Source organism: Pseudomonas sp. 58(2021) (genome assembly GCF_017491585.1).
In the GTDB taxonomy this organism is placed as follows: domain Bacteria; phylum Pseudomonadota; class Gammaproteobacteria; order Pseudomonadales; family Pseudomonadaceae; genus Aquipseudomonas; species Aquipseudomonas fluorescens_BT.
On the sequence record NZ_JAFGYZ010000050.1, the window covers coordinates 1 to 830 of the forward strand.

Annotated in this window: 1 pseudogene; it reads right to left on the reverse strand. The window is 64.2% G+C overall.

The window, feature by feature from the left end:
- Positions 1–830: pseudogene (locus tag J5M72_RS28710) on the reverse strand (RHS repeat protein); the annotation flags it as partial.

Genomic DNA, 830 nt, shown 5'->3' on the forward strand with positions numbered 1-830 from the left:
TTCCACACGAACACATGCCGACCCGAATCCGGATAACGGATCGACAGCAACCGCCCCTGCGGGTCGTAGTGGTAATGGGTGACATGGCCGTCGGGATCGACCGCTTCGGTGACGTCGCCCTGGGCGTTGCGCCGGTACGTCCACACCGCATCGCCGCGTGAACGGCTGTGCAGGAAACCATTGCGGTACTCGTAGGACGTCGGCGCATCGTCCGGCGGAATCAGCGCGATCAGCCGTCCGACGTCGTCGTAGCGGTATTCGGTGACCGCGCCCAGCGCATCCTGCTCGGCGATCAGCCGGCCCTGAGCATCGTAGGCCTTGAGCTGCTCGCCACCGTCGGCGGCGACCTGACGCACCAGCCGCGCCGTGTCGTCGTGAACGTAGGTTTCTTCAGTCCCATCGACGTAATGCACCGTGACGCTGCCGGCGTCATCCCAGACGTAACGCGTGTCCATCTGCGAAAACGACGCCCAGTGCCGCACGCAACGCGCCGCCTTGCCGGCACGTTCCCACTCCCAGAAGAAGCTCGCGCCGCCGCTCAATTGCCGTTGCAGGATGACGTGCTGGTCGTCGTAGTCGTAACGCTCGCTCTCGCCGACGGCGTTGGTCGCGTCGATCAACCGATGGCGGGCATCAAAGCGGTAGCTGACCAGCGTCTGCTCGGTGCGCCAGGCCGACTCACAAAAAACCTGATAATCGACGGCGACCAGATGCGCCCGCTCGTAACGCAGCAGCAGCGAACGACCGGCCCCGTTATCCAGGCGCTGAATCCGGTCGGAATGATCCCGATGCACCGTCAGACGATTCGCATAGGCATCGCTGACAGCGGT